Origin of the sequence: Nocardia sp. alder85J (genome assembly GCF_020176955.2) — a bacterium.
GTDB lineage: Bacteria > Actinomycetota > Actinomycetes > Mycobacteriales > Mycobacteriaceae > Nocardia.
Map to the genome: position 1 here is coordinate 73,689 of NZ_JAIUCZ020000005.1, position 24,199 is coordinate 97,887.

Annotated in this window: 24 protein-coding genes and 1 pseudogene; 20 read left to right on the forward strand and 5 right to left on the reverse strand. The window is 69.5% G+C overall.

What is annotated here, in order from left to right:
* Nucleotide 1: 1 nt before the first annotated feature.
* Nucleotides 2-193 carry a hypothetical protein gene (locus LBW94_RS20035; protein ID WP_225059196.1) on the forward strand — a complete coding sequence of 64 codons (192 nt, stop codon included), beginning with the start codon at nucleotides 2-4 and terminating at the stop codon, nucleotides 191-193.
* Between the two features lie 54 nt (nucleotides 194-247).
* Nucleotides 248-784, forward strand: a complete 537-nt coding sequence (locus LBW94_RS20040; protein WP_225059195.1) for a glutathione peroxidase — start codon at nucleotides 248-250, stop codon at nucleotides 782-784.
* A 90-nt stretch (nucleotides 785-874) separates the two neighbouring features.
* On the opposite strand, the gene LBW94_RS20045 is transcribed toward LBW94_RS20040, so the two are convergent.
* Nucleotides 875-1,807 (reverse strand): Lrp/AsnC family transcriptional regulator, encoded by a 933-nt coding sequence (locus tag LBW94_RS20045; protein WP_225059194.1) that lies wholly within the window; start codon nucleotides 1,805-1,807, stop codon nucleotides 875-877.
* Between the two features lie 240 nt (nucleotides 1,808-2,047).
* Between LBW94_RS20045 and speB the strand changes: the two are divergent.
* From speB to LBW94_RS20075, 6 genes and pseudogenes are all read left to right on the forward strand, one after another.
* Nucleotides 2,048-3,028: pseudogene (gene speB / locus LBW94_RS20050) on the forward strand (agmatinase).
* A 510-nt stretch (nucleotides 3,029-3,538) separates the two neighbouring features.
* Entirely contained in the window at nucleotides 3,539-3,874 is a 336-nt protein-coding gene (locus LBW94_RS20055) for a hypothetical protein (protein WP_225059193.1), read from the forward strand.
* Nucleotides 3,871-4,620 carry an SDR family NAD(P)-dependent oxidoreductase gene (locus LBW94_RS20060; RefSeq protein WP_225059192.1) on the forward strand — a complete coding sequence of 250 codons (750 nt, stop codon included), beginning with the start codon at nucleotides 3,871-3,873 and terminating at the stop codon, nucleotides 4,618-4,620. Before LBW94_RS20055 ends, LBW94_RS20060 begins: the two co-directional genes overlap by 4 nt.
* A gap of 13 nt (nucleotides 4,621-4,633) precedes the next feature.
* On the forward strand, nucleotides 4,634-5,473 hold the full coding sequence (locus LBW94_RS20065; protein WP_225059191.1) for an aldo/keto reductase: 840 nt from the start codon (nucleotides 4,634-4,636) through the stop codon (nucleotides 5,471-5,473).
* Nucleotides 5,474-5,477: 4 nt separating this feature from the next.
* Nucleotides 5,478-6,677, forward strand: coding sequence for an aromatic ring-hydroxylating oxygenase subunit alpha (locus tag LBW94_RS20070; protein ID WP_225059190.1), 1,200 nt, complete (start codon nucleotides 5,478-5,480; stop codon nucleotides 6,675-6,677).
* Nucleotides 6,678-6,716: 39 nt separating this feature from the next.
* Nucleotides 6,717-7,796, forward strand: a complete 1,080-nt coding sequence (locus tag LBW94_RS20075; RefSeq protein ID WP_225059189.1) for an epoxide hydrolase family protein — start codon at nucleotides 6,717-6,719, stop codon at nucleotides 7,794-7,796.
* Between the two features lie 196 nt (nucleotides 7,797-7,992).
* Here LBW94_RS20075 and LBW94_RS20080 read toward each other — a convergent pair whose 3' ends face one another.
* Entirely contained in the window at nucleotides 7,993-8,688 is a 696-nt protein-coding gene (locus LBW94_RS20080; protein WP_225059188.1) for a DUF2993 domain-containing protein, read from the reverse strand.
* A gap of 621 nt (nucleotides 8,689-9,309) precedes the next feature.
* Here LBW94_RS20080 and LBW94_RS20085 point away from each other — a divergent pair.
* The 11 genes from LBW94_RS20085 to LBW94_RS20135 all read left to right on the forward strand — a co-directional run bounded on the left by LBW94_RS20085 (nucleotide 9,310) and on the right by LBW94_RS20135 (nucleotide 21,951).
* On the forward strand, nucleotides 9,310-10,044 hold the full coding sequence (locus LBW94_RS20085; RefSeq protein WP_225059187.1) for a (5-formylfuran-3-yl)methyl phosphate synthase: 735 nt from the start codon (nucleotides 9,310-9,312) through the stop codon (nucleotides 10,042-10,044).
* 4 nt (nucleotides 10,045-10,048) lie between these two features.
* Nucleotides 10,049-11,449, forward strand: a complete 1,401-nt coding sequence (locus LBW94_RS20090) for an aldehyde dehydrogenase family protein (RefSeq protein WP_225059186.1) — start codon at nucleotides 10,049-10,051, stop codon at nucleotides 11,447-11,449.
* A gap of 11 nt (nucleotides 11,450-11,460) precedes the next feature.
* Nucleotides 11,461-12,564, forward strand: a complete 1,104-nt coding sequence (locus tag LBW94_RS20095) for an NAD(P)-dependent alcohol dehydrogenase (protein WP_225059185.1) — start codon at nucleotides 11,461-11,463, stop codon at nucleotides 12,562-12,564.
* Nucleotides 12,565-12,614: 50 nt separating this feature from the next.
* On the forward strand, nucleotides 12,615-13,526 hold the full coding sequence (locus LBW94_RS20100) for an SAM-dependent methyltransferase (protein WP_225059184.1): 912 nt from the start codon (nucleotides 12,615-12,617) through the stop codon (nucleotides 13,524-13,526).
* A gap of 65 nt (nucleotides 13,527-13,591) precedes the next feature.
* Nucleotides 13,592-15,583 carry an NAD-dependent DNA ligase LigA gene (ligA, locus tag LBW94_RS20105; protein WP_225059183.1) on the forward strand — a complete coding sequence of 664 codons (1,992 nt, stop codon included), beginning with the start codon at nucleotides 13,592-13,594 and terminating at the stop codon, nucleotides 15,581-15,583.
* A gap of 439 nt (nucleotides 15,584-16,022) precedes the next feature.
* The gene (locus tag LBW94_RS20110) at nucleotides 16,023-16,697 is read left to right on the forward strand and encodes a SnoaL-like polyketide cyclase (protein ID WP_225059182.1); all 675 of its coding nucleotides are present in this window, start codon (nucleotides 16,023-16,025) and stop codon (nucleotides 16,695-16,697) included.
* Between the two features lie 16 nt (nucleotides 16,698-16,713).
* Nucleotides 16,714-17,622, forward strand: a complete 909-nt coding sequence (locus tag LBW94_RS20115) for an MHYT domain-containing protein (RefSeq protein ID WP_225059181.1) — start codon at nucleotides 16,714-16,716, stop codon at nucleotides 17,620-17,622.
* Between the two features lie 129 nt (nucleotides 17,623-17,751).
* Entirely contained in the window at nucleotides 17,752-18,105 is a 354-nt protein-coding gene (locus LBW94_RS20120) for a molybdopterin oxidoreductase (protein ID WP_225059255.1), read from the forward strand.
* 15 nt (nucleotides 18,106-18,120) lie between these two features.
* On the forward strand, nucleotides 18,121-20,598 hold the full coding sequence (gene nirB / locus LBW94_RS20125; RefSeq protein ID WP_225059180.1) for a nitrite reductase large subunit NirB: 2,478 nt from the start codon (nucleotides 18,121-18,123) through the stop codon (nucleotides 20,596-20,598).
* Nucleotides 20,595-20,933, forward strand: a complete 339-nt coding sequence (locus tag LBW94_RS20130) for a Rieske (2Fe-2S) protein (protein WP_225059179.1) — start codon at nucleotides 20,595-20,597, stop codon at nucleotides 20,931-20,933. Before nirB ends, LBW94_RS20130 begins: the two co-directional genes overlap by 4 nt.
* Before the next feature lie 571 nt (nucleotides 20,934-21,504).
* Nucleotides 21,505-21,951, forward strand: coding sequence for a hypothetical protein (locus tag LBW94_RS20135; protein WP_225059178.1), 447 nt, complete (start codon nucleotides 21,505-21,507; stop codon nucleotides 21,949-21,951).
* Nucleotides 21,952-21,988: 37 nt separating this feature from the next.
* Here LBW94_RS20135 and LBW94_RS20140 read toward each other — a convergent pair whose 3' ends face one another.
* Nucleotides 21,989-22,456, reverse strand: a complete 468-nt coding sequence (locus LBW94_RS20140; protein WP_225059177.1) for a nuclear transport factor 2 family protein — start codon at nucleotides 22,454-22,456, stop codon at nucleotides 21,989-21,991.
* Nucleotides 22,457-22,519: 63 nt separating this feature from the next.
* On the opposite strand from LBW94_RS20140, the gene LBW94_RS20145 reads away from it, so the two are divergent.
* Nucleotides 22,520-23,146, forward strand: coding sequence for a TetR/AcrR family transcriptional regulator (locus LBW94_RS20145; protein ID WP_225059176.1), 627 nt, complete (start codon nucleotides 22,520-22,522; stop codon nucleotides 23,144-23,146).
* A 12-nt stretch (nucleotides 23,147-23,158) separates the two neighbouring features.
* On the opposite strand, the gene LBW94_RS20150 is transcribed toward LBW94_RS20145, so the two are convergent.
* Both LBW94_RS20150 and LBW94_RS20155 read right to left on the reverse strand, forming a co-directional pair.
* Nucleotides 23,159-23,365 carry a hypothetical protein gene (locus LBW94_RS20150; RefSeq protein ID WP_225059175.1) on the reverse strand — a complete coding sequence of 69 codons (207 nt, stop codon included), beginning with the start codon at nucleotides 23,363-23,365 and terminating at the stop codon, nucleotides 23,159-23,161.
* A 41-nt stretch (nucleotides 23,366-23,406) separates the two neighbouring features.
* Complete coding sequence (locus LBW94_RS20155) at nucleotides 23,407-24,195, reverse strand: GntR family transcriptional regulator (RefSeq protein ID WP_225059174.1); 789 nt, start codon at nucleotides 24,193-24,195, stop codon at nucleotides 23,407-23,409.
* Nucleotides 24,196-24,199 lie beyond the last annotated feature (4 nt).

Sequence of the window (24,199 nt, forward strand, 5' to 3'; positions counted from 1 at the left end):
CATGACCTCGGCCCGAAGCGTCCGTCTCATCGACGAGGAGAGCACCTTCGCCAACGTTCGTGCGGCAGAGCGGGAGGAGTCCCTCCGGCGGAATGCCATGGCCGCGAAGACCGTCGCGGACCACTCCGTCGACGCCGACGAATGCTCGCGACTGCTCGCGATGCTCGGGCTCGATCTGTCCGAACTGAGGTGAGCCCGCACTGATCTCCGCGCCGGACCCGTCCGGGCCGGGACTATGGTCGAGGCCATGAGTATTTACGGGTTCAGCGTCACAACCGCGGACGGGGCGACCAAGTCCCTCGGTGACTACCGGGATCGCGTCGTGTTGATCGTCAACGTCGCCAGCAAGTGCGGCTTCACCCCGCAGTACGCCGGCCTCGAGGCACTGCACCAGGCCACCCAGGATCGCGGTCTGGACATCCTGGGCTTCCCCTGCAACCAGTTCGGCGACCAGGAACCCGGCACCGATGCCGAGATCCAGGACTTCTGCTCCACCGAATACGGCGTCACCTTCCCGGTCTTCGCGAAGATCGACGTCAACGGCCCGGACGCCGACCCGCTCTACACCTACCTGCGGTCCGCCGCGCCCGGCGAGTTCGGCCCGGAGATCGGCTTCCTCTACGAGCACATCGCCAAGAACCGCCCCGACACCCTCGGTACCGACGAGGTGAAGTGGAACTTCACCAAGTTCCTGGTCGGCCGCGACGGCGAGGTCATCCGGCGCTACGAGTCCACCGCCACGCCGGAGGAGATCCAGCACGACGTCGACGGGCTGCTCGGCTGAGTTCCGACAGTGGTGGCGCAACCGATCCGGTTGTGCCACCGCATGATCGGTCCGAGGCCGGTCGGCGAGTACCGCGGCCCACCGGACCGTTCAGCCGAGCCCGGCCGGCGCGTCCTGCGCGGCGGACGAGTAGGACTTGCTGGTCAGGCTCTTGACCACTCGCAGATGATTGAAGGCCTCGACCGAGCGGACGCCGGGCACGCCGCGGACGGTCTCCAGGTCGTGCAGCGCCTCGTCGACGGATCGGCTGTTCAGGGTGCAGATCGCGTCACAGCGGCCCAGCGTTGCCGCGAGATAGTCGACACTCGGTAGCTCCGCCAGGGTGGCCAGCGCGGCGCCGCGTCCCTCGTCGAAGGTGATGCCCAGACCGCAGAGATGATTCGAGCCGAAGAAGCCCGGTTGGATTCGGGCGCCGATGTGGATCGTTCCGGTCTCGATCAGCCGCAGCACCCGCGTCCGTACCGCGCTGATGGACATGTCGATCTCGGCGGCGAGTTCGGCGTAGGAGACGCGGCCGTCGGCCTGGAGCCGCCGGAGCAGACCCAGATCGACCTCGTCGAGGGTCTGCGTGCTCCGACGCGGAGCCACGTGATTGTCCTTGAGAATCTCGGTGTAGACTGCGGTTTCGGTGCCGATCACCGCCGGTAGTGTCGCGATCCGGTTGACCTCCGCCGCGAGGGTCGCGTCGTCGGGGCAGTGCAGCTGCACCACCAGCGAATAGGCGCCCGACACCACGGAGACGAAGGCCGCGTGGTCGAATCCGGCGATGTGCGCGGCCACCGGCGCCGCCGCCCCCGCCACCCGGACCCCGATGTGGCCGCAGGAGTGCAGGCCGAACACCGAGGGATGGACGATCCCCAGCACGGTGACCGATCCGCTGTCGAGCAGGCGCAGCAACCTGGTCCTGGCCGCGACCCGGGACAAGCCGACCGCCTGTGCCAGCGCCTCGTGTGTGGCGCGGCCGTCGCGCTGCAATGCGGCGACCAACTGCCGATCCACGGCGTCCACGGACATCTCGTTCATCGCTGGGGCGACGCCTCTCTCACCTTCGATACCGACGTCGGCGCGCCCGCGCCCGCCCATCGCTGACGACCCTGCCAGGATGCCCATCGTAGCCGCGGGTCCGGACGGGACCACACCGCAACCGATCGGCGCGCGCCGGCCGCCACCGGAGCGGTTTCGACCAGGTAAAATATGCGGCCATCATGTAAATTGACAGCAAGTTAGTAAGTAAAATAGCGAACTCCATGACTTAATTGCAGTGTGAATGACGATCTACCGTTGAAGGTGCCACCACCGCGGGGGCCGCTGGATCCCACGGCGATCCCTCGCTACGCGGGCTTCGCCACCTACGGGCGGCTGCCGCGGCTGGAGGATGTCGAGGCGGCCCGGATCGCCGTTGTGGGCATCCCGTTCGACAGCTCGGTCACCTACCGTCCGGGCGCCCGGTTCGGGCCCGCCCATGTGCGAGAGGCCTCCCGCCTGATCAAGCCCTACAACCCCGACCTCGACATCTTCCCGTTCGCGACGATCCAGGTGGCCGACGCGGGCGACGTGGCCTGCACACCCTTCGACATCGCCGCGGCGATCACCGCGATCGAATACCGGGCCGACGAACTGATCGGCGCCGGGATGCGCACCGCGGTCATCGGCGGTGACCACACCTGCGCCCTGCCGATGCTGCGCGCGCTGCACCGCAGGCACGGGCCGATCACGGTGCTGCACTTCGACGCTCACCTGGACACCTGGGATTCGTACTTCGGCGCCGCCTACACGCACTGAACCCCGTTCCGGCGGGCCGCCGAGGAGGGCCTGATCGACCGGGAATCGTCGCTGCACGTCGGCATCCGCGGTTCGCTGTACAGCGCCGAGGATCTGGTCGACGACTCGGTGCTGGGCTTCGCGCGGATCACCTGCCCGCAGATCCAGGCCGACGGCCCGCGCGCGGCGCTGGACCGCATGCACGCCCGGCTCGGCGGGCGGCCGATCTACGTCTCGATCGATATCGATGTCCTGGATCCCGCCCACGCGCCCGGTACCGGAACCCCCGAGATCGGCGGCCTCACCAGTCGCGAGTTGCTGATGTTCCTGCGCGAGCTGACCGGGTACCGGATCGTCGGGGCCGATGTGGTGGAGGTGTCGCCGGCCTACGATCACGCGCAGCTCACCGGGATCGCCGCCGCGGGCCTGCTCTACGAACTGATCTGCCTGATGGCCGCGGGTGTACCGGAGGCGATCGCATGAGCCTGTCGGTGTTCCAGTCCATGTGGGCGATGGAGAACCAGCCACTGCACGGGCCGGCGTGGACCGTGCCGCAACGGGTCGAGAGGGTCGCCGCGGCCGGCTTCGACGGGGTCGGCATCGATACCTATACGCCGGGGAAGAACCCGCCCGCCGCCACGATGGCCCGGCTGCTCGACGCCGCCGGACTGCGGTCCTCGGTCACCGTTTTCGTCACCGAGCAGCGACCCCTGTCCGAAGGACTGTCCTACGCGAGCGAACTCGGCGCGGAATTGATGGTGGTGTGCGGTGAGGTGTTTCCCGGCTCGGTCGGCGAGGCCGCCGACCTGGTGGCGGACTGGCGGGAGCAGAGCCGCCGCGCCGGTATCGCGATGCATCTGGAGACCCACCGCTACACGCTGACCAACGACCTCGCCTTCACCGCACAACTCGCGGCGACCGTGGATGTCCCACTGGCGCTGGATATTTCGCACTACGTGGCGCCGCGGCTGGTACTCGCCGGACGATCTGCAAGTGTTCACCCGGCATCGGCGCGGCGGAATCTATTGGTTCACCGCGGGATTCGATCTCCGCGCGCTGGCGGCGTGGTTCCCGGCCGTGGTGGTCGGCATGCTGTTCTCCGCGGCACCGCCGCTGCTGACCGGGCCGTGGGCCGGTGTCGCGGGCGGTATCGACCTGAGCTTCGTCAGCGCCGGGCTGATCGGCGCGGTGATCTACACGGTCCTGCTGGTCGCATTCCCCGAGCCCGCGACGGTGTACGGACCGCAGGGGCCGCGAGTTCCCCTGCGTGCGAACAGAATCACACCGAACCCGGATCCGGCCGTCGCGAACGTGGAGGCCGCTCGATGAGCACATCACGAGTGGTGCTGGTCACCGGCGCCGGTAACGGTCTCGGCCGATCGCATGTGCTGCGTCTGGTCGGCGCGGGCGCCGCGGTGGCCATGCTCGACATCGAGGAGGCGGCGCTCGCCGGCACCGTGGCGGCCGCCGAGGCGAGGGGCGGGCGGGTGTGGAGCGCCGTGGTGGACGTGTGCGACCGCGCCGCCGTCGACGCGGCGGTCGCGGCCGCCGGACGAGAGCTGGGCGGGCTGAACGCCGTGATCTCCAATGCCGGAATCATGCACGCGCGCACCGGAATTCTCGATACCGACGACGACGAGTGGGACCGCGTCTTCGCCGTGCACGTCGGCGGCAGCCGCAATGTCGTGCGGGCGGCCGTCCCGCTGCTGCTGGCGGCCGACCACCCGCGCATCGTGCTCACCTCGTCGCTGTGGGCGCAGCGCGGGCCCGGATTCGGGCACGCCTACGCGGCGGCGAAGGGCGCGCTGATCGCGTTCACCCGCAACCTGGCCGTCGAACTGGGACCCGCCGGTGTCTGCGTGAACGCCGTGGCGCCGGGTAGCGTACCGACCAGGATGGCCTCGGACTACGGGCCCGAGGACATCGCCGAGGACTGCGAGACCATCCCGCTGGGACGCTGGGGAGTCGCCGACGAGATCTCCGCCGTCGTCGCCTTCCTCGCCTCGGAGGCAGCCGGATACGTATCGGGACAGACCATCGCCGTGAACGGCGGACAGGAGTTCGGTGGTGCGTGATCACAGTGGCCTCATGACGGCCCGGCGGCGCGGATTCGGCGCCACGGGCCTGGAGATCTGCCCGATCGTGCTCGGCACGATGCAGTTCGGCTGGACGCTGTCCGGCGTCGAGTCGATGCGGGTGCTGGACCGCTACCGGGAGCTCGGCGGCAATGTCATCGACACCGCCGACATGTACGGCGGCGATCAATCGGTCGAGTCGTTCCAGCCCGGCTGGGTCATCGAGCGCTATCCCTGGCTGGCCGAGGCCATCGTGGCCGCCGGTCACGAGCTGGCCCTGCACGGCCACCGGCACATCGCCGCGCACGACCTGACCCCCGGCGAGGAGGCCGAGGACATCCAGCGGGCCTGCGCGGTGCTCGACCGAGTGCTGGGCCGGTCGTCGGCGGGCTGGCGCGGCCCGAACTACGGATACAGCGCGCACACCACGACACTGCTCGTCGCACAAGGCATCCGATACGACTCGACACTCATGGGACATCACCTCCCCTATCTGACCCGCTCCGGCGATGCCACACTGCTCGAACTGCCCGTCGACTGGACCAACGACGACTGGCCGCAGTACGCGCAGAGTTTCGAGTTCGAATACCACATGCCGATCAAACCCCCGGCCGGCGCGATGGCGGTGTACCGCGCCGAGATCGCGGCCGCGACACGCCTCGGCGGACTGTGGATCGGGGTGTGGCATCCCTTCCTGAGCGCCCGGCCGGCGCGGCTGGACGCGATCGAAGACCTGGTGCGGGAGTTGCGCGACGACGACGAGATCTGGCTGGCGCCGCTGTGCGAGATCGCCGCCTACGTCCAGGACCGGATCGACGCCGGGGAATACCGGCCGATGATCGACCGGGAGTAGCGCCGTGACCAACGTGACGCGGACCACCCGGATCCTGTCCGGACCACTGCCGGAACATCCGGCCGGCACGGCGATCCTCAGCGGTGCGCACTACACCGATGCCGGCCTCTTCACCGCCGAGCAGCGCCGTGTGTTCGAGCGCGGCTGGGTGTGGTCCGGTTTCGAGCACTGGCTGACCGAGCCCGGGACCGTGCACCCGGTTGAGGTCGCGGGCAGGCCGCTGTTGCTGATCCGCGGGCACGACGACCGGATCAGGGTGTTCCACAACGCCTGCCGGCACCGCGGGATGGCCCTCGTGGTGGACCAGCCGATCACGGTCACCGGACGGCTGCGCTGCGACTACCACTGCTGGACATACGATCTCGACGGCGCGCTGGCGACCGCGCCGCTGTATCGGCGGGGGCGCGACGGCCGCGTCGACGAGGCGGACCGGCGCCGGCTCGGACTGCTCGAAGTGCCGTCCCGGTGCTGGGCGGGCATGATTTTCGTCGACCTGGCCGATCGGGCCCGCCCGTTCGAGGACGACCTCGGGCCGCTGCTGCGCCGCTGGGCCCCTGTCGATTTCGCCCGCCTGCACCTCGCGGGTGAACGCCGCTTCGACGTCGGCGCGAATTGGAAACTGGTCGTGGAGAACTTCCTCGACTTCTATCACCTGCCGTTCATCCACCCGCAGGTCGGCCCCGTCACAGCCGCACTCGACGTCGACGATCTGGTACTCGGCGAGACCATCCTCGGCGCCGAATACCCCTGCGGCGCTGTGGGAAAGGCCGCGAAGACCGCCGCCCCGCTGCCCTTCTTCGCGGGAATCCCGGCGCAACGAGCCCGCGGCCAGGACCTGTTCTGCGTCTTCCCCAACACCCTGCTGATCCTGGAGGGCGACTGGTTGCAGGTGATCGGCTTCCAGCCCGTCTCACCGACCCGGACCGTCGAACACATGGCGGTCTTCGTGGACCGCGCCGCCGCCGGACCGGAATTCGCCGATGCCCGGAATCAGCTGTGCGACAGCCTGTTCCACATCAACGAACAAGATCTCCCGATCCTGGCGAAACTTCAGGCCGGCCGTCGCTCACCGGGTTCGGACGCGACCGCCCTGGCCCCGCAGTGGGATCAGGTGACCGCGCTGTTCCAGCACCTCGTCGCCCAGCGGCTGACCGACACCGCCGCGGACCGATCCGGCCGCGGGTCTGTCGGTGACCGGCGGTAGCGTCTGCGCCACAGCGTCGTTCGAGGCGGAAGGAACCAAATGCCGGCAGAAGCGCTCGTACCGTTCCGAATCACCGTGCCGGACCGCGAATTGGCCGATCTCCGGCAGCGACTGGACCGGATTCGGTGGCCCGCGCAGCCGCGCGGCGGCGAGCGAGGGTACGGCGTCTCCGGCGAGTTCGTGCGGCAACTGGTGGAGCATTGGCGCGAACGTTACGACTGGCGGGAGTGGGAGGCCCGCCTCAACACGTATCCGCAGTTCGTCACGACGATCGACGGGACCGGTGTGCACTTTCTGCACATCCGCTCGCCCGAGCCGGACGCCCTGCCGCTGGTGCTCGGCCACGGGTGGCCCGGTTCGGTCACCGAATATCTGGACGTGATCGGGCCTTTGAGCGACCCTCGCGGGCACGGGCTGGACCCTGCTGTCGCCTTCGACCTGGTGATTCCGTCCCTGCCCGGATTCGCGTGGTCGGGGCCGACACCGGAGGTGGGCTGGGGTCCGCGCCGTATCGCCCGATCCTGGGTGGTGCTGATGCACCGGCTGGGTTACCGGCGTTACGGTGCGGCCGGCAACGACTGGGGTTCGTTCATCGCACCCGAGATCGGCCGGGCCGCACCGGAGGACGTCGTCGGCGTGCACGTGACCCAGGTTTTTCCCGCCGGTCCGGGGGAGATCCACGCAGCGCCCTACGGCCATGTCCATGCCGAGATCCCACAGACCCTCGCTCCTGCCCTGACCGATTCACCGGTGGGCCTGCTGGCGTGGAACAGCCAGTGCATGCCCGGCCTCGACCCGGACGCGCTGCTCACCCACGTGACGATCCACTGGCTGACCGGCACCGCCGGATCGGCCTTGCGTATCTATGCCGAGGAGGACAGGCAGCAACCCCCGAGCGGTCCGACGACGATCCCGCCCGGCTTGGACGTGCCTCTCGGTGTCGCACAGTTCGCCGCCGACTGGCCGTCCGATCGTGCCCTGGCCGAGCGCGCGCATGCTCGCATCCTGTCCTGGAACGTGTACGACCGCGGCGGCCATTACGCCGCCCGCCAGGTACCGGACCTGCTGGTGGCCGACATCCGCCAGTTCTTCGCCCGCTGTTCGGTATCGGGGCGATAGTCGTTCCGGCACACGCGTGGCCGAGGATGCGTGCGCAGGCGGTCCGCCGAGATCGGGATCGACCGGCAGCCGGAGCAATTCGGCTGCCGCCGGCCGATCCTGTTGTCGCGCGGCCCGTTCCAACTCCCCCGCCGATCCTCGCCGAGTCGTCCCCGCCGGTCCACCGAGAATCGTCCGGTCGCTGCCGGAACCGGATTCAGGGCAGGTCGGAGAGGTGCATGTCGTGGGCGACGGCGGTGACGTGGAGGCCGTCGGCGGCAGGAGCGATGGCCGTCAACTGGGCGCCGAGGGGCAGTTTGTCGAGGGGCACCACGAAGGCGAGCATGTCGCGGAGCGCGGCCACCGAGACCGTGGGGCCACCGGCGGCGGCCTGGACCGCGACCGGGGTGACCTCGATGCCGCCGGCGGTGGGCGCGACGGTGACGAAGACCGTCGCGGGCACCGGGACGCCCTCCACCTGGAATGTTCCGGTGACGCGGAGGCCCTCCGGGCTGTCGGCGATCGACTCCACACCCGAGGGGGCGAAACTTCGCACGGTGTCGTAGGGGACGACCGCCTTCGCCGTGGCGGTGGTGGCGACCAGGTTCGAGGTGCGGTCGTGCACGAGGTCCGTCAGCGGGGCGGCCACGTCGAGCAGCGTGACATCCAGGTCGTGGACGGTGATGTTCTGCCCGCTCCAGTCACCGACCCGGATGCCGATGTCGTGGTAGTGACCGTCGACGGCCTGGGTCAGGAACGGGAAGCCGGTGATGTCCACACCCGGCCGCTGCGGCAGGTCGTAGCCGGCGGCGATCCGCCGCCCGATCTCCTGCTGCGCCACCATGACCGCGACCCGGTCCCCGGCGACCAGGGCGATCGCCAGCGCGACGATCAGTATCAGTATTGCGCGCATGCGCTCACCCGTCCGGTCATCTCACCATCATGCTGTGGATCGCGGACACCGATGTCCGCGACCCGCCATCGTCGCGGAGATACCCAGTGGACGGCGATATTCACCGGATCCGGTCGCCGAACGCCCACGGCGCGCGGGCGAACGGCGTGCCGCCGACCACCCGACAGGCCCTCTCTCACCCGGCCGCGGGTCCCCGGCCGCCGCCGGGAGTCCTCCGCCGGCCCCTGGCTGCCGGAGTCGCCGCTCACCGCCGCGGATGTGGCGAGGACGTCGAGTTGCCCGGAAATTCGTCCCTGGCAATGATTCTGGTGCTGGAGGTCGACAATCGGTGCACGCCAGTGTGTTTCGGGACGAGGTTCGCATCGGGACGTAGCGGACAAGAGCGGACAACGGCGGGTCCGGTCCTTGTCCTGGTTCGGACATGGGTGATACATTTCTCTTGCGACCATTGCGTGACAGCACATTTCGAGACTTCTCCCGTTGCTGGACATCGCTTTCTGCTGACGGTACGCAATACATCGAGCCGATCATCCGGTGGCAGGCCCGCAGCGGTGCGGGCTTACCGCACCTGTTTGTCGTACTTCTGAAATTCAGATACAAGCGCAGGGGAAGGTGGCGGTCATGCGCCTGTTGATATCTCCCGATAATGTCGACGAGGCGGTCGTGTGTGCGGCGGCGGCCGAATTCCTGGATATCGTCGACGTCAAGAAACCCGACGAAGGGTCGCTCGGCGCGAATTATCCCTGGGTCATCCGTGAGATCCGGGGCGTCGTGCCCGAGGACAAACCGGTGTCGGCCACGCTCGGCGATGTGCCGTACAAGCCGGGTACGGTCGCGCAGGCGGCGCTCGGCGCCGCGGTGGCCGGGGCCACGTACATCAAGGTCGGCCTGATGGGATGTGTGACCACCGATCAGGGCATCGAGGTCATGCGCGGGGTGCGGCGGGCGGTGAAGGAATACAACCCGGACGCGCTGGTGGTGGCCTCCGGATATGCCGACGCGCATCGTGTCGGTTGTATCAGCCCGCTGGCCGTTCCCTATATCGCGGAACAATCCGGATCGGATGTGGCGATGCTCGATACGGCGATCAAGGACGGCAGGAGTTTGTTCGATCATCTGCCCGTCGACGTGTGCGCGCGGTTCGTGGAACTCGCCCACGAGGCGGAATTGCTCGCCGCGCTGGCGGGAAGCGTGAAGATCGAGCACCTCGCCGCGCTCACCGCGATCGGGACCGACATCGTCGGGGTGCGCGGCGCGGTGTGCGAGGGTGGTGATCGCAATCGCGGCCGGATCCGGCCGCAATTGATCGCCGTGTTCCGGGCGGAAATGGATCGGCACGGGGTCACGGTGGGCTGATCCGATGACCGTGACGCGCGCGGATGCCCATCGGGGCACGGTTTTCGACGTGGTGAATCCGGCGACCGGGGAGGTTTTCGCCCAGGCGCCGCAACATTCACCGGCCGATCTGGATGCCGCTGTCGCGCGGGCATGCACGGCATGGCCGGCCTGGCGCGCGGATGCCGCGGGGCGGCGGGCGGCGATGATCGAAGCGGCGGCCGCCGTGGAGCATTCGGGCCCGGAATTGGCGACGTTGCTGACCCGGGAACAGGGCAAGCCGCTGGCGGAATCGCGGGCCGAGATAGCGCGGGTGGCGACCCGGCTGCGGCATTTCTCCGGGCTGACGCCGCGGACCGAATTGCTCCGCGACGGCCGGGCGATGCGCAGTGAACTGCGATGGCGGTCGCTCGGCCCGGTCGCCGCCATCACGCCGTGGAATTTTCCGCTCCAATTGGCTTCGGCCAAGATCGCACCCGCGTTCGCCGCCGGCAGCACCGTCGTACTCAAACCGTCGCCGTACACGCCGCTGGCGACGGCACTGCTGGAATCGGTGCTGGGCGCGGTGCTGCCGCCCGGAGTGTTCGGCGTCGTCACCGGGCGCGAACCGCTGGGATCGCTGCTCGCCGGGCATCCGGACATCGCCCACGTGACCTTCACCGGCTCGATCGCCACGGGCCGGAAGGTCGCGGTACAGGCGGCCCGCGGGCTCAAACGCGTGACCCTGGAACTGGGCGGTAACGATGCCGCGATAATTCTCGACGACGCGGATGTCGCACAGATCGCCGACGCATTGTTCTGGTCGGCGTTCCGCAATTGCGGGCAGGTCTGTATGGCGGTCAAACGGGTGTACGCGCCCGATCGCCTGTACGACGATGTGGTCGCCGCGCTCGCATTCCGCGCGCGGCGGGCGATCGTCGGCGACGGGCTGGCCGAGGCGACCCGGATCGGCCCGGTCAACAATGTGCCCCAATTGGAGCGGGTCGAACTGCTGGTCGCGGCGAGCCGGGCCGCGGGCGCGCGCGTCGCGGCGGGCGGTCACCGGCCGGACCGCCCCGGATATTTCTTCGCCCCGACAATTCTCGCCGACGTGCCCGGTGACGCCGCGGTGGTGACCGAGGAACAATTCGGCCCGGTATTGCCGGTGATCCGCTATTCGAATCTCGACACCGCCGTGCGGGCGGCCAATGCCACCCGCTTCGGACTGGGCGGCTCGGTCTGGGGCACCGATCTGGACCGGGCCGCCGCGGTCGCCGACCGGCTGGAGTGCGGCACGGTCTGGATCAACCATCACGCGGAACTGTCACTGGCACAACCGTTCACCGGTATGAAGGACAGCGGCGTCGGCGTCGCCGGCGGGGAGTGGGGCATGTACGGCAATCTCCGGCCGATGGTCGTCCACCGGCCGGAATCGGCGGACGGATAAGGGGTTTCGTCATGCGGGTCACCGCTGCGGTATTGCGCGACCACGGCACACCGTTCACCCTCGAGGACATCGATCTGCGCGCTCGCCTCGACACCGGCGAGATCCTGGTCCGGATCGCCGGGTGCGGGTTGTGCCACACCGATCTGGCCGTGCGCGGCTCGGCCGGGCAGTCACCGCTGCCCGCGATCCTCGGCCACGAGGGGGCGGGCGTCGTGACGGCCGTCGGCGCGGGTGTGACCGATATCGGGGTCGGCGACCACGTGCTGCTGAGCTTCGATTCGTGCGGGCGGTGCGAGCACTGCCTGCGGGGCACGCCGTCCTATTGCGAATCCTTCGCCGCCCTGAATCTTTTCGGCGCGCGCCCGGACGACGCGGGCAGATTCACCGATCGCGAGGGCCGGCAGCTGGCGCCCCGCTGGTTCGGGCAGTCGGCCTTCGCACAATACGCGGTGGCGCGGGCCCGCAACGCCGTCGCGGTGGATCGCGCGCTGCCGATCGAACTGCTCGGCCCGCTCGGCTGCGGCTTCCTCACCGGGGCGGGTTCGGTGCTGTCCGCATTCCGGATGTCCGCCGGGGACACACTGGCGGTGCTCGGCGCCGGGGCCGTGGGGCTGGCCGCCGTCATGGCCGCGCGGGCCACGGCGGCGACGGTACTGGCCGTGGACCGGCACCGCGAGCGGCTCGCGCTCGCCGAAAGGTTCGGCGCCACAGCGATTCCCGCGGACACCCCCGACCTCGGCGGCGAACTGCGGCGGCACGGCCGCGGCGGGGTCCGATTCGCGCTCGACACCACCGGATCCGGCGAGCTGATCAATCACGCGCTGTCGGCCCTGCTGCCCCGGGGCACGCTGGCGGTGATCAGCCGGCACCGCGCACCGCTGACCCTCGCGCCCGGACTGCTCGACCGCGGCCGCCGCCTGGTGCACCTCTGCGAGGGAGACGCCGTGCCGCGCATCCTGATTCCGCGCCTGATCGCACTGTGGCAGCGCGGTTCGTTCCCCTTCGACCAGTTGATCACCACCTATCCCCTGGCGGCGATCAACGACGCCGAACGCGACTGCCTCGCCGGGCGGGTGGTCAAACCCGTCCTGCTGCCGCCGCACGCCGGCCGGTGACCCGCAGCCGGACAAAGGCTTTCCTGCCCGATCGAACAGAAGGAGCTGTCATGCACCAGACCCCGGATTCCGGCATCGGCGGCGGCGTCGGACGCACGGCCCTGTTGGTCGCCGCCGCCCGGGCGATCGAGACCCATCGCACCGACTGCCTGGCCGGCGACATCTACGCCGAGCACTTCGTCCGCGCCGCACGGGTTTCGGCGGCGTGGCCGACCCGTCCGGCACAGGTACCCGATGGCGACGCGAATCCCCTGTGGGGCAGGTTCGCTCGCTATTTCGGTTTGCGCACCAGGGTTTTCGACGATTTCCTGATGCAGGAGGCTTCCTCGGGCGTACGGCAGATCGTGCTGCTCGGCGCCGGGCTCGACACCCGCGCCTACCGGCTCGAATGGCCCGCGGGCCGGGTGGTCTACGAGATCGACCGGGCCGAGGTGCTGGACTTCAAACACGACGTGCTCGGCGCGGTCGCCGCCGGTCCGGGCACCGCCAGGCGGCCGATCGCCGCCGATCTCGCCGAGGACTGGGCGCAACCGCTGCTGCGGGCCGGTTTCGACCCGATCGCGCCGGCCGCCTGGCTGATCGAGGGGGTGCTGTTCTACCTGTCCGCGGCGGCCGAGCGGCACCTGTTCGACACGCTGGATCGGCTCAGCGCCGAGGGCAGCCACGTCGCCTTCGAGATCAAGCCCGGCCTGGAACCGCCGGAGGTCCGCGACAGCGCCATCTACGCGGAGACCAGGCGGCAGCTGCACATCGACCTGCCCGCGCTGTTCGACCACGACCCGCGCCCGGACTCCGCCGGCTATCTGGCCCATCGCGGCTGGTCCGTCGAGACCCATACCCCGTTCGACTTCGCCGCCCGGCACCGATGCCGGCTGTGGCCCGAGCCGCACGACGCCCTGGCGAGCAACCGCTGGGTGTTCGCCGCGCGGTCCGGCGGTGACCGGTCCGCCCGGAGCGCCTGATCGGCGGACACCGCCGCGGATCGCGGTGCGTCACGGTGTCGGTGGCTGCGGTTACCGTCTGTGCTGTGGAAACTGGGGAACGAATCCGAGAGCTCGCGGACCGCATCGTGGTGCTGCGTGAGGCCTACTATCAGGGCGCGCCGCTGGTGGCCGACGCCGAGTACGACACCACCGAGGACGAGCTGCGGGCGCTGATCGCGGCGCATCCCGCGCTGGCGCCCGATCCGAATCCGCTGGAGCAGGTCGGCGCGCCGGGGGTGCTGCACGCGCCGATCCGGCACTCCCGGCCGATGCTGTCGCTCGAGAAGGCGACCACACCGGAGCAGGTCGTGGCGTTCTTCGAGCGCTTCCCCGGGCAGTCGGTGGTGGTGATGCCGAAGCTCGACGGGTTGTCGCTGGCCCTGGTCTACGAGGACGGGCGGCTGGCACGCGCGGTGACCCGGGGCGACGGCACCACCGGTGACGACGTGACCATCCTGGTCCGCGCCCTGGTCGACGGCGTCCCGGAGCGCATCGACGTGCCGGGGCGGGTGGAGGTGCGCGGCGAGGCGGTCATGCTGCGGTCGACCTTCACCGCCTACAACACCGCGCACCCGGACAAACCACTGATCAATCCGCGCAATGCCGCGGCGGGCACCCTGCGGGCGAAGGATCCGGCCACGGTCGCCGAGCGGCGCTTGCAGTTCTACGGTTTCGACCTGGACACCTCCGCCGGGGGCGCCGCGGTCGATCTCGGCGAGGGGTTGCGGACGCTGGGGGTCGCGGGCGCGGCGATGCGGGTCTGCGCCGACGCCGAACAGGCTCAGGCCGCGATCACCGCGATCGAGCAGGGCCGCAACGAACTGGACTACGATCTCGACGGCGCGGTGCTGCGGCTGGCCGACCGAAATGCCTACGCGGCGGCGGGAACTCGCTCGAACAGTCCGCGTGGCGCACTGGCGTTCAAGTTCGCCGCCGAGGAGAAGACCACCCTGCTGGCCGATGTGGTCTGGGATGTCGGCAAGACGGGCAAGATCGTCCCGGTGGCGTGGCTGGAGCCGGTGTTCGTCGGCGGCACCACCGTCACGAAGGCGACGCTGGCCAATCAGGAGGTGATCCGCGCCCGCGACATCAAGGTCGGCGATACCGTGCTGGTGCGCCGCGCCGGTGACGTGATCCCGTTCGTGGCGGGCGTGCTCGACGCGTCCAAACGCACCGGCGCCGAACGCGAGATCGTGCCGCCCACCGCCTGCCCCTCCTGCGGGCAGCCGGTGACCGAGCAGGGCAACAGCCGGGAGTTGTTCTGCACCAACGCTTCCTGCCCCGCGCAGACGGTGCGGCGATTGATCCACTGGGCCTCGCGCGCGGCGGCCGACATCGATGCCGTCGGGCCGGTGTGGATCGAGCGTCTGGCCGAGGCCGGCATCCTGGAGCGGCCGTCGGACTTCTACACGCTGACCACCGAGCGCCTGCTCGAATTCGACCGCATCGGTGAGGTTTCCGCCACCCGGATGATCGAGTCGATCGACGCCAGCCGCGGGGTCGGCCTGCGCCGCGCGCTGATCGGCCTGGCGATCCCGATGGCCTCCGACGGCACCGCCGCCCGCCTGGCCCGCTCCGGATTCGCGTCTCTGGAGGAGGTCGCCGACGCGGACGAGGCGCGGCTGGTGGCGGTGGACGACATCGGCGCGAAGGTCGCCGCCTCGCTGATCGAGCACCTCACCCGGCTGCGGCCGGAGCTGGAGCGGCTGCGCGAGTTGGGCGTATCCCTGGACGTGCGCGCGGAGGATCTGCCACCGGTGGTCGCGGCCGGTGCGCCGCTGACCGGCAAGACGGTGGTGATCACCGGCGCCCTCACCGATCCGCGCTCCGGCGAGAAGGTCGCCCGGCCGGCCTTCCAGCGGCTGTGCGAGAAGGCCGGCGCGACGGCGGCCTCCTCGGTCTCGGCCGGCACCGATCTACTGATCACCGGTGCGGGCGTCGGTGCGAGCAAGCTGACCAAGGCCGAGAAGCTCGGTGTCGAGGTGGTCGACCAGGGCGAGATCTGGACACTGCTCATCGACGCCAAACTGGTCTGAATCCCGGGGTGGCGCCGACCGGGTCGCACTGGCCGAGTGCTTGCCGGCGACCGGATCCGTCCCGGCGTCACCCCGTGCCGCATCGCAAGGAGACGGTGCGCCCGGCGTTCGCGGCATCACGTCGGCGCTCCGCTGCAAGGTTCGAAACGAACCACGTGGCAACGTGGTTCACAGATTCACCTGTCTACCCTCCTTCCGGCCGCTTGCTCAAATGCGCCAGGTCACTTCGGATGATCCGAACGGACACAACCACACTCCTCTAAATTCGGAGCTTCCCCAGCTCGGTACACCCGGCCCGGTGTCCCGTATAAGCCATGCGCAGCAGCATATTTCAGGTCCAGACCAATTGCCCACCGCGACATCGAACCTTCGCGCTGATACCTTCAACGCGCCTCCGAAGGCGTTGGCCTGCAATTGGACTGGAACCAGGAGATTTTGAATGACTGTCGAGACAACGGACTCCGCCCCCGCCGAGGTTCCCTTGCATCTGCAAGGGCGGAACGCGGTGGTGGCCGCGGCGGCGCCCGCGCACTGGCGTGAGGAAACGCCGGACTACCACCTCTCCGAGACCGTCATGCCGGGCGAGCGCACCACCGGTCACGCGGCCGGCTCGCTGGAGGCGATCGTCGAGGAGTTGGTGCAGGTCTTCGAGATGGAGGTCTCGCACAAGAAGGACCCCGCCACCTGGGTGTCGGTGGTGGCCGAGCGTTACCGCGGCCGGGTCAACGGCGGCCCCTGGCAGGACGCCGAGGAGTTCGCCCGCATCGGGAGCTACAACATCCTGATCGGCGACAACCCCTACTACGAGGCCTCCACCGAGACCTTCGAATCCTCGCACCACATCTTCCACCAGGCTCTGCCCGGCGGCTTCTTCTGGGAGGTGCTCGAGGTGCTGACCGGCCCGCCGGTCGTGACATTCAAGTGGCGGCACTGGGGCCGTTACGAGGGGGAATACAAGGGCCATGCGCCCACCGGCGAGCTGGTCGAGTTGTTCGGCATGACGATCGCCAAGGTCGACGACGATCTGCGCATCGTGGAACTCGAGCACTTCTACGACAACAACAAGCTGCTCGGACCGCTCGCACACGGGTGCCCCGTCGGGCACCACGCCTGACGACCACTACGCCGAGATGGAAGTCCACCATTTCACGTTCGGGCTGGTGACCCCGGTCATCGCCTACGCCATGTCGGTGATCGGTTCACTGCTGGGCCTGCAATGCGCCCGCCGGGCCCGATCCGTCGAGTACCCGGAGGGCTGGCTCATCGCGGCCTCCGTCGCCATCGGCGGCACGGGTATCTGGGTCATGCACTTCGTCGCCATGCTCGGATTCTCGATCACGGCCGCACAGATCCGGTACAACATCCCGCTCACGCTGGCCAGTGCCGTCATCGCGATCCTCGTGGTCTGGCTCGGGCTGACGATCGTGACACGGTGGAACGACGCTTCCTGGGCGCTGCCGACCGGCGGCGCGGTGACCGGTCTGGGTGTCACGGCCATGCACTACTCGGGCATGTACGCGATGAAATCCGATGCACTGCTGCACTATTCGACCACGATCGTGATCATCTCGGTGGTGATCGCGGTGGTCGCCTCCACCGCCGCACTGTGGTTCACCCTGCACGTGCGCGGACTGGCGGCGTCCCTCGGCGCCGCCATCATCATGGGCGTCGCGGTCACCGGTATGCACTACACCGGCATGGCCGCCATCCATGCCCAGCGGCCGGCGGTGCCGTCCACGCCGTCGGGCGCCGACGCGGTGCAACTGCTGCTCCCGTTGATGATCGGGGTCAGTGCCATCACCATGCTGCTGTTCATCACCGTGGGGCTCAGCGACGACCACGACCCGCCGCCGCCCCCTGTGGACCGATCACCGCCGCCGTCGGGACCCCCGCCGGCCTTCGGGCCCCCGCCCGTGCCCCGCACCGCGGCCGGTCCCGTCCCGCGCCCGGCGCCGGAACCGGATCGCCCGCGCCGGGCGCCGGGCAGGTCGGCACCGGGTTCGCCCCGGGGCCGAACCATCCGGTTCCGGACGTCGTAACCCCAGCGAGCGGACGTCGTAGCCCCGCGAGCATTCGGCTTCATGCCGGATGCGCCGGGGCAACGTCGCCGAAACACGTGCTGCCTACGGTGAGGTGACCCGGTCGTCGGCCGAAAGGACGGCAGCATGATGTCCGACAGCAGCACACCCCGATTCCTCCAGGGAGCCTTCGAGTTCCGGGGCAAGGGATTCGGCGACCCCGTCGCTCTCGATGACGCGCTGCGGTATGTCGTACCGCCGGGAGCCACCACCCAGCCGGTGTACTTCCGGGGCGGCAACTCCACCGACGAGATGATCACCGTCGTCCTGCATCGCGACGGAGTTCCCATGCGGTACTTCCCGATAGCGGCGAAGGGCGCGACCCACGTGTCCCTGCGCGTGCTGGAGGATCTGCTCGGGGACACCGTCCTGGAGGTGCTGCTGCTGGCCCCGGCCGAGGCGGCGGGCACCGTCGTCATCGATCTCGGGCTCATCGAGATCTGAACGGCGGGGCGGGCCATGGACAAGAAACGGCTGGTGGTCGTCGGCAACGGGATGGCCGGCGCGCGGGCGGTGGAGGAGATCCTCACCCGCGGCGGCGCGAATCTGTTCGACATCACCGTGTTCGGCGACGAACCCTACGGTAACTACAACCGGATCCTGCTGTCGAACGTGCTCGCGGGCTCCGACGACACCAGCGAGATCTATCTCAACCCCCTGAACTGGTACGCCGACAACGATATCGACCTGCGCCGCGGCGTCCGGGTGGTCCGGCTGGACCGGTACGCGCGGGTGCTGCACGCCGACGACGGCAGCGCCACCCGCTACGACCGGTTGATCATCGCCACCGGCAGCCGCTCCTTCTTCCCCCCGATCGAGGGGATGTGGGCCGACGATCGCACGCTGCTGGACGGGATCTTCGGCTTCCGCACGCTCGACGACTGCCTGTCGATGATCGACGGCGCCACCGGGCGCACCCGCGCGGTGGTGATCGGCGGCGGCCTGCTCGGGCTGGAAGCCGCACGCGGACTGCAACATCGGGGACTGGCCGTCGATCTGGTGCACACCTCGGCGACCCTGATGAACGCGCAGCTCGACGGTTCGGCCGGGGCCATTCTGCGCCGCTCCGTCGAGGATCTCGGCATCACGGTGCACACCGGGAAATCCACCAGCGCCGTACTCTCCCGCGACGGCGCCGTGGCCGGGGTGCGATTCGCCGACGGCACCGGCCTGGACTGCGACATGCTCGTGGTCGCGGCCGGCATCCGCCCGAACGTCGGGCTCGCGCGCGGTGCGGGGATGACCGTGCAGCGCGCGATCGTGGTGGACGACCACATGCGGTCGGTGGACGACGACGCGGTCTACGTCGTCGGCGAGTGCGCGGAGCACCGCGGCCGGGTGTACGGCCTGGTGGCCCCGCTGTGGGAGCAGGCGACCGTGCTGGCGGACCATCTCACCGGCACGAATACCGCTGCGCGGTACCACGGTTCGCGGACGGCCACCAAGCTGAAGGTGGCCGGCGTCGACGTCGCCGCGATGGGCCTGAAGTCCCCCGAGCGCGAGGACGACGAGTTCGTCCAGTTCAGCGAGCCCCGCCACGGCGTCTACAAGACCGTGGTCATCCGGGACGGCAAACTCGTCGGCGCCACCCTGCTCGGCGACACCAGCAAGGTCGCCTTCCTGATGCAGGCCTTCGATCGGGGCCTGCCGCTGCCGCCGGAACGGATGTCGCTGCTGTTCGATCTCGGCACCCCGGCGGCCGCGGTCGGCGCCGCGGAGCTGGCCGACGACGCGCAGGTGTGCAATTGCAACGGCGTCAGCAAGGCGGCGCTCACCGCCTGTGTGCGGGCCGGCGAGAAGTCGGTGGCCGGGGTGATGGCCGCGACCCGCGCCGGTAAGGGCTGTGGTTCGTGCAAGACCCTGGTCGCCCAGATCGTCGAATGGGCCGCCGGTGGCGCCGTCGAGGAGGATCCGGCCGCGTCGTGGTACGTGCCGGGCATCCCGTATCCGAAACCCGAACTGATGCGGCTGATCCGGGAACTGCGGCTGCATGCGGTGTCGTCGGTGTTCGCCGCGCTGGCCCCGGACGGGCAGGAGGACGCGCATTCCAAGATGGGCCTGGCGTCGCTGCTGCACATGATGTGGGGCGCGGACTTCGTGGACGAGCCCGACGCCCGGTTCATCAACGATCGCGTGCACGCCAATATCCAACGCGACGGCACCTTCTCGGTCGTCCCGCAGATCCAGGGCGGCGTCACCACCGCCGACCAGTTGCGCCGGATCGCCGAGGTGGCCGACCGCTACCAGGTCCCGATGATCAAACTGACCGGCGGGCAGCGCATCGACCTGCTCGGCATCCGCAAGGAGGATCTGCCGGCGGTCTGGGCGGATCTGGGCATGCCCTCCGGCTACGCCTACGGCAAGAGCTTCCGCACGGTGAAAACCTGTGTCGGCAGCGACTTCTGCCGGTACGGGCTCGGCGATTCCACCGCGCTGGGGATCGCGCTGGAGCAGCGCTTCCAGGGCATCCCGAGTCCGGCCAAGATGAAGCTCGCCGTCACCGGCTGCCCGCGCAACTGCGCGGAGGCGTTGTGCAAGGACCTCGGCGTGGTCGCCATCGACGGCGGGCGCTGGGAGATCTACGTCGGCGGCGCCGCCGGGGCGCACATCCGCAAGGGCGACCTGCTGGCCACCGTCGGCACCGCCGCCGAGGTCGTGACGCTGGCCGGACGATTCCTCCAGTACTACCGCGAGAACGCCAACTGGCTGGAACGCACCTACAGCTGGGTGCCGCGGGTCGGCATCGAGACCGTGCGCGCCGTCGTGGTGGACGACCGGGACGGTATCGCCGCCGATCTGGATGCGGCGATGCAGAAGTCGGTGGACGGCTACCGCGACCCGTGGACCCATCCGGGCGACCCGTCCGCCGAGCACACCGCGGCCCGGTTCCGGCCCGCGCTGCCGCTGATCCCGCTCCCCCGGGTGCCGATGCGATGACCAAGCACATCATCGGCAGTCACGACGACATCCCGCCGGGCGAGGGCCGGGCCTACGTGGTCGAGGGACGGCAGATCGCGGTGTTCCGGCTGCGGGACGGCGGCCTGCGCGCGCTGGACGCCGCCTGCCCGCACCGCGGCGGGCCGCTGGCCGACGGGCTGCTCGACGCCGGCGTGGTGGTCTGCCCCCTGCACGGGCACAGCTTCGACCTCGGCACCGGGGCCGACACCACCGGCGGGCCGCCCGCCTGCTCCCACCGCGCGACCCGGGAACCGGACGGCACCATCGCAGTCGTGCTCGGGACCGCCGGGAGTCGGCCGGATACCGCTGCCTGACAAGGTAATTCGGTAGCAATCCGATATCCACCGGGTTGCCCCATCCGATATCGGCGCTGATGCGGGTCGAATTATGTTCTCGTCACCGCCTTTCCGGAATCCCTCGCCGGCCGTCGGCGCGGATCATCGGCGCTCGCGAGAATCGCTGCGCCACGCGCGAATACCGTCCAGTCGGTCCATGAATAGGACAATTCTTCCCAACAAACCACCCTTCCCCATGGTGAACATTTGTGAACACTGCGCCGCTAACCCTCGTAACACAGCGGCGCGAGAGTAAGAATCACAATGCCGAACAACCGATGGGGGATCAGATGAGCGCGCTCACCGCTGCGGCCACGATTGCCACCGACGTCCGCGGCCGCCGTACCACCGACGGCCACCGACCTCGGGACGACCGCCGCCGGGAACGAATGCCGCTGCATGCCATGGATATCGGACCCCGCCGCCAGCCGACGGCGCCGGGCCCGGTCCGCATCCACCAACGGAACCGGCTGTGGACCGACCGCATCGTGGCGCTCCGGCCGCACTTCGCCCGTCACCCACATCGGCCCGAAACAGGTTGGGAAGCAGCATGACTCTGCCGCGCAGGACGACATCCTTTCTCTCCCGGCAGCTTACGAAGACGACACCGGAATCGGAGCCACCGACCACGCAATTGTGCCTGGCGGTACTGCGGGCGCTTCGCGAGTGGGAGCCCAGCGAACAGCCGTCGCCCGCGACCAGCGCGACGATAGAAACGTTGCTGCACAACGATATCCGCCTCAGCCGCACCGCTGGCTCCCGCAAAGTCGCGCTGTGGCTGCTGCGTGGCAACGAGCCGTACATCGAAGCGGCGATCGCGCCGTCGCGCGACCCGCATGTCACGGCCCCGCAATTCCTCCAGGTGAACGGCACGGACCTGGCGACGGCGCGGGAGCGGTATCCCGAGCACGCCGACCTCTGGGACACCGTGCGAGCCGACTACTGGGCGGCGGTGCTGAACGAGGTCGGCCTGCACCGGACCGCAGCCGACGGGTGATCGGCCGCGCGGCGACGACCGTCGGTCCGAGTGCGGGTCACGGCTGCGCCGGACGTCGCTCGGACCACTGCACGATGCCCTGCCGGGATTCGATGAGCCAGCCGCCGGCCGCATCCCGGCGGTAGTGGTCGAGATATCGGAGGTAGAGCGCGAGATCGGACGTGCCGTCCGGCCCGTCGACCAGATGATGGGCGATGCAGTAGACCTCGCCCTCGGCCGTCGTCCCGGTGATCCGGTAGCTGGTGTTCCCGACGAGATGGAAGGTGCTGCGGTACTGCGCCATCGCATCCGGGATCAGGCCGAGTTGCCCGTGGCCCCGCAACTCGGACACGACCTCCCCGGCGGCCGATCCGCGCCGGATCTCCAGCCGGGCATCGGGGTGGAACAGCGCGAGCAGGCCCTCGCGATCGCGCTGGTCCACCCCGATCGCGTAGCCGATCGCCAGTCGTCGCAGCGCGCTCTCGTCAGCCCGGTCATCGCTGGTCGTCACGTCCGTATCCGTCATGATGCGCCTCCGAAAAATATCCGGGGATATCCCCGCTTGATGCCTCTGCTAGCGTAAGCGGGGATGTCCCCGGAATCAAGGCGGCCGGAGCCGCCGCAGCACCCCGAGCCCGGGCGCGAGGCATCGCGCCGGGGAACCGGCCGACGGCCGCGCGCCGACGGCAGGCGCACCTACGAGCGCCTGGTGGCCGTGGCGCGCACCAGCTTCGAGGAGCAGGGCCCCGGCGCGTCCCTGGACGGGATAGCGCGCCGCGCCGGCGTCGCCAATGCCACGCTCTACCGGCACTTCCCCACCCGGACCGACCTGCTGGTCGCGGTGTTCGCCGACGAGATCGACGAGTTGCTGCGGTCGGGCGAGGAGTCGGCCCGGGATCGGTCGCCACTGGCCGGATTGCGGCAGTGGCTGCTGCGGTACGCCGACCATGTCGCGAGCAAACAGGAATTGAGCAAGGCCCTCGACGGCGACGACGGCAGGAGCGCCTCCGCGCTCGTCGCGCAGTGGCGCGATTCGGTCCGGACGGTGGCTGCGCGCCTGTTGCGGCGCGCGCAGGAGTCCGGCACGGTCCGCCCGGACATCGACGCCGCCGATATCCTGACCGTCGCGGGCGGCATCGCCGTCACCGCCGGATCCGGCGAGCAACGCGAACGGCTGCTGGGGATGTTCGTCGACGGCCTACGACCGCACCCGTAGCCGCACGGGAGATTACGCCGCTATCGCCCGGCAGGCGAGGCAGTCGGCGGCGCGGGAGGTGGGCTCGGGGTGGCCCAGATCGATCAGCAGCGTCCAGCAGTAGCGCTTCATCTCGCACCGCTCGAGGGTGCAGTCCGCGTGGCGCTTGTTCAGCTCCGCGTGCATCTGGGTCGGTGTCAGCAGATGGCCGGGCCATTGGTGGAAGACTGGGTTGTCCATTTCACTCCCTCGACATCCGGCGCGAAATCCCTGCTGCGCCATCATGCAACAGATGACGCGTCAGCACCACGCTTTCCGAGTGAACTGTCTGAGTCAGTTCCGAGCAGTTGGGCAAACCGGACAACGACCCGTTCGTGGTACATCCCGAGTAGATCGGTGAACAGCGCCACCTGCGATTCGCCGGGCTGGGATCCGGACTCCCACACGGCGATCAGGGCCCGCCAGATCAGCACGTGCACATCGGGTGAGACGGCGTAGAAAGCCGTCACCGCCGCGGGCACGCCGAGGACCATGTCCGCGATCGAGTTGAGCACGGCGCGCTGAATGCCGTAGCCGAGCGCGGTCAGCAAGCGCCGGACCAGGCCCAGTTCGGCGGTCAGCAGCGCCACCGGATCCGGATTCTCCCCGCGGGCCAGCGATTCCAGTTCGTCGACCGCGGCGGTGAGTTCGGCGGCATCGACCAGGCCGGGACTGTCGGTGTAGGACAGCAGGGCGTACTGGACGATCACCTGCTCCTCGGCGACGAGGTCGGTGAACATCGCCGTCACCGTGTCCGGATCGTCCATCGACAGCCGGAACAGCCGCCGATAGGTCTCCATGCCGCCCTCGGCGCGCACATCGCGCACGATGAATCCGCGGCGGGGATGCGCGTCGGCGAACCCGTCGGCCGCCAGCCGGCCCAGCACCAGTTGCGCGGTCGCGCGATTGACCTCGAACTCCTCGGCGATCCGCCGGATCGAGGGCATGGGCCGGCCGGGAGAATAGGTCCCGGCCACCACCCGCCGCGCCAGCACATCCACGATCCGAGCCACGATCGTCTCGTCTCGCACTACG

Bases quoted from the DNA above. Each gene is read 5' to 3' on its own strand.
- LBW94_RS20035 (WP_225059196.1), top strand. From the start codon at position 2: ATGACCTCGGCCCGAAGCGTCCGTCTCATCGACGAGGAGAGCACCTTC.
- LBW94_RS20040 (WP_225059195.1), top strand. From the start codon at position 248: ATGAGTATTTACGGGTTCAGCGTCACAACCGCGGACGGGGCGACCAAG.
- LBW94_RS20045 (WP_225059194.1), bottom strand. From the start codon at position 1,807: ATGAACGAGATGTCCGTGGACGCCGTGGATCGGCAGTTGGTCGCCGCA.
- LBW94_RS20060 (WP_225059192.1), top strand. From the start codon at position 3,871: ATGAGCACATCACGAGTGGTGCTGGTCACCGGCGCCGGTAACGGTCTC.
- LBW94_RS20065 (WP_225059191.1), top strand. From the start codon at position 4,634: ATGACGGCCCGGCGGCGCGGATTCGGCGCCACGGGCCTGGAGATCTGC.
- LBW94_RS20075 (WP_225059189.1), top strand. From the start codon at position 6,717: ATGCCGGCAGAAGCGCTCGTACCGTTCCGAATCACCGTGCCGGACCGC.
- LBW94_RS20080 (WP_225059188.1), bottom strand. From the start codon at position 8,688: ATGCGCGCAATACTGATACTGATCGTCGCGCTGGCGATCGCCCTGGTC.
- LBW94_RS20085 (WP_225059187.1), top strand. From the start codon at position 9,310: ATGCGCCTGTTGATATCTCCCGATAATGTCGACGAGGCGGTCGTGTGT.
- LBW94_RS20090 (WP_225059186.1), top strand. From the start codon at position 10,049: ATGACCGTGACGCGCGCGGATGCCCATCGGGGCACGGTTTTCGACGTG.
- LBW94_RS20095 (WP_225059185.1), top strand. From the start codon at position 11,461: ATGCGGGTCACCGCTGCGGTATTGCGCGACCACGGCACACCGTTCACC.
- LBW94_RS20100 (WP_225059184.1), top strand. From the start codon at position 12,615: ATGCACCAGACCCCGGATTCCGGCATCGGCGGCGGCGTCGGACGCACG.
- LBW94_RS20110 (WP_225059182.1), top strand. From the start codon at position 16,023: ATGACTGTCGAGACAACGGACTCCGCCCCCGCCGAGGTTCCCTTGCAT.
- LBW94_RS20115 (WP_225059181.1), top strand. From the start codon at position 16,714: ATGGAAGTCCACCATTTCACGTTCGGGCTGGTGACCCCGGTCATCGCC.
- LBW94_RS20120 (WP_225059255.1), top strand. From the start codon at position 17,752: ATGTCCGACAGCAGCACACCCCGATTCCTCCAGGGAGCCTTCGAGTTC.
- nirB (WP_225059180.1), top strand. From the start codon at position 18,121: ATGGACAAGAAACGGCTGGTGGTCGTCGGCAACGGGATGGCCGGCGCG.
- LBW94_RS20130 (WP_225059179.1), top strand. From the start codon at position 20,595: ATGACCAAGCACATCATCGGCAGTCACGACGACATCCCGCCGGGCGAG.
- LBW94_RS20135 (WP_225059178.1), top strand. From the start codon at position 21,505: ATGACTCTGCCGCGCAGGACGACATCCTTTCTCTCCCGGCAGCTTACG.
- LBW94_RS20140 (WP_225059177.1), bottom strand. From the start codon at position 22,456: ATGACGGATACGGACGTGACGACCAGCGATGACCGGGCTGACGAGAGC.
- LBW94_RS20145 (WP_225059176.1), top strand. From the start codon at position 22,520: ATGTCCCCGGAATCAAGGCGGCCGGAGCCGCCGCAGCACCCCGAGCCC.
- LBW94_RS20150 (WP_225059175.1), bottom strand. From the start codon at position 23,365: ATGGACAACCCAGTCTTCCACCAATGGCCCGGCCATCTGCTGACACCG.